Here is a 3,062-nt window from a genome sequence, read left to right as displayed (position 1 = left end):
CCCGCCAAAAACAGGGCGCAGCCCTCCGTCCTGGCAAATGCCCGCAGCAGCACATCCACCCCCTTGTAATATACCAGCCGCCCTACAAACAGCAGCTTTTTCAAGGGCTTGCCCTGGAGCTTTTCCGTGAGAATGGGTGCTGCCGGGGCATGCAGATAAGCGGCAGTGTCAATGCCGTAGGGGATCACCACGCACTTGTCCCGATAGGGCTGCAAAAAGGCGGAGCTGTCAATATGCCCCTGTGTGGCAACGATGATGGCATCCGCCCGGCGCAAAAACCGCCGGAGAATGGGCTTGTACAGCGTCAGCAGCCGTTTCTGCTTGACCACATCGCTGTGCCAGGCGATGACCACCCGTTTCCTTGTCCGGGACAGCAGGCATGCCAGATCCGCCGGGGGGAAGGGCAGGTGGCACTCGATCACGTCCGCCTCCTTTGCCATCCGGCGAAATGCCCGGAAAAAGGAAAAGGATACAGGACAGGATGCCACCGTCCGCCAGGTGCTGCACCGGGTGACGGATACGCCGCCGTATTCCTCCCGGATGCCCTTGCCCCGGGGCTGGCATACCAGTACGGACACCTGTGCCCGATCCTTCAGCCCTTCGGACACCTGCTGCACCACGGTTTCGATGCCCCCGATGTGGGGAGGATAGAATTTATTCACCTGCAAGATCCGCAGTCCTGCCATGGGTGCCTCCTTATATGAGCTCCTGATACACCTGCATCAGATCCTGCGCCGCAGCGTCCCAGGTCAGGGTCTTTGCACGCTCCCGTCCCCGGGCAGCCAGATCCTGCCGCAGAGCAGCGTCCGTGTACAGCTGTTCCATGCCCTGCGCCATGCTGTCCAGGTCATAGGGATCGATCTGCACGGCGCAGTCCCCCGTTACCTCCGGCAGGGATGCGGTTTTGGATGCCATCACCGGTACGCCGCATGCCATTGCCTCCAGAGGCGGGATCCCGAAGCCCTCATACACCGACGGGAACAGAAATGCGGTTGCGCCGCACACCAGTCCCCGCAGATCCCCCTCCGGAATGTAGTTGGTAAACTGCACCCGGTCGATCAGCTCCGGCTTCTGGACGGATTCATAGATCTCGCTGTTGCGCCAGCCGTTTGCCCCTGCCACTACCAGCTTCGGCACCTGGGGCATCCGCTCCGACAGCTTTGCATAAGCCTGGATCAGCCGCAGCAGGTTCTTTCTCGGTTCCACATTCCCCATAAACAGGAAATATTCCTCCGGCAGTCCCACGCTGCTCCGCACCCGTTCGATCTCCTCCGGGGATGCCGGCTGGAACTTGTCCAGATCCACTCCGCACTTGACGATACGGATCTTGTCCTCGTATCTGGGGTAGTATTTGAGGATCTCCTGCCGGGAAAACTCCGATACGGTGATGATCCGATCCGCCCGCTTCATAGACCGCTCCAGTCCCACCCGCAGCAGGGTCTTTGTCCGGGCACGCATGGTTTCCGGAAACGCCCGGATCACCATGTCATGCACCGTCACCAGGGTTCTGCCGGATACCCCCGGGGGTACAATGTAGTTGAAGTAGTGGGTAATGTCCGCCTTGTTCCCGAAAAACCACCGGTAGGGCACCGGGATGAACTGTGTCATCATCCGGTACACCAGGGGGGAGAAGGTGGGGGTATTGGTCTCACTGCCCGGCAGCATGTAGGGGGACAGCCGCTGCCGCTTCCCGGCGCTGCCCCGGACGGAAAAATAGTTGAATATATAGGCATGCTCCGGGTAGAGCCGCTGCAAGGCAAGCACAAGCCCAGCCTCACAGTGCCCCACGCCGGACATATGCTCGTCCAGCAGCGGCGCTGCGTCAAATGCAATTCTCAAAGCCGTGTCCTCTTACAGTGCAGCCACTTTCAGCTCTTTTTCCACCAGCGCCATGTCATTGTCCACCATGCGCTGTACCAGCTCTGCAAAGGAGATCTCCCGCTTCCAGCCCAGCTTTTCCTCCGCCTTTGCCGGATTCCCCAGCAGCAGCTGTACCTCCGCCGGACGGAAGAAGTCCTTGTTTACCTTGACGATGGTCTTGCCGGTTGCCTTGTCGATGCCGATCTCGTCCACGCCGGTGCCCTGCCACTGTACCTGGATGCCTGCCTGCGCAAAGGCGATCTCTACAAATTCCCGCACAGTCCGGGTCTCGTTGGTGGCAATGACGTAATCGTCCGGCTCATCCTGCTGCAGCATCAGCCACATTGCCCGTACATAGTCCTTGGAGTGACCCCAGTCCCGCTTTGCGTCCATGTTCCCCAGCTCAACGTGATCCAGAACCCCCTGCTTGATCCGTGCCACAGCGTCGGTGATCTTCCGGGTCACGAACTCCTTGCCTCTCCGCTCGGATTCATGGTTGAACAGAATGCCGGAGCATGCAAACAGGCCGTAGCTTTCCCGGTAGTTCTTGGTGATCCAGTGGCCGTACAGCTTTGCAACCCCGTAGGGGCTTCTGGGGTAGAAGGGAGTGGTTTCGCACTGGGGCACTGCCTGTACCAGTCCGAACATTTCAGAGGTGGATGCCTGATAGAACCGGCAGGAGGGCTTGACAGTGCGGATAGCCTCCAGCATGTTGGTCACGCCGATGGCGTCGATCTCTGCGGTTGCCAGGGGCTGCTCCCAACTGGTTGCCACAAAGGACTGTGCCGCCAGGTTGTACACCTCGTCCGCCTGGGAGATCCGCATTGCGTTGATCAGGGAGATCTCATCGGTCATGTCCGCATAGATAAAGTGCAGCTTGTCCTTGATGTGATCCACGTTGCCGTAGTCCACCACGCTCTTGCGGCGCATGATGCCGTATACGTTGTAGCCCTTCTCCAGCAGCAGCTCTGCCAGATAAGAACCGTCCTGTCCGGTGATACCAGTAATCAGTGCGTTTTTCATGTGTATACCCTCTCTTTTCATTAAATCAGTTCTCTGCGGTTGCAGATCCTGAGATTTTCGATAACCTTCTTGACATCCTGGGTGCTGTCCTTTGCACAGATCAGCACTGCATCGTCCGTATCCACCACGATCAGATCCTCGATGCCCACAGCGGCAATGAGCCGCTTGCTGCCACAGAT

General features: G+C 58.9%; 4 protein-coding genes. All 4 read right to left on the bottom strand.

Features of this window, described 5'->3' with window-relative positions:
- On the bottom strand, window positions 1–686 hold a 686-nt coding region (locus QVO51_RS10260), incomplete at its 3' end, for a glycosyltransferase (protein ID WP_288168178.1).
- 10 nt (window positions 687–696) lie between these two features.
- The gene (locus tag QVO51_RS10255; RefSeq protein WP_022358313.1) at window positions 697–1,839 is read right to left on the bottom strand and encodes a glycosyltransferase family 4 protein; all 1,143 of its coding nucleotides are present in this window, start codon (window positions 1,837–1,839) and stop codon (window positions 697–699) included.
- Between the two features lie 12 nt (window positions 1,840–1,851).
- A complete protein-coding gene (gene gmd / locus QVO51_RS10250) occupies window positions 1,852–2,883 on the bottom strand; it encodes a GDP-mannose 4,6-dehydratase (RefSeq protein ID WP_022358312.1) in 1,032 nt (343 codons plus the stop codon).
- Between the two features lie 20 nt (window positions 2,884–2,903).
- Window positions 2,904–3,008, bottom strand: a complete 105-nt coding sequence (locus tag QVO51_RS10955; RefSeq protein WP_441295922.1) for a hypothetical protein — start codon at window positions 3,006–3,008, stop codon at window positions 2,904–2,906.
- Between the last annotated feature and the right edge of the window lie 54 nt (window positions 3,009–3,062).

The sequence above is a fragment of the Ruminococcus sp. CAG:379 genome, from assembly GCF_000434255.1.
Lineage (GTDB): Bacteria > Bacillota > Clostridia > Oscillospirales > Ruminococcaceae > Ruminococcus_F > Ruminococcus_F champanellensis.
The sequence above is the reverse complement of the archived record's forward strand: the minus strand, read 5'-3'. Positions and strand labels throughout refer to the sequence as shown.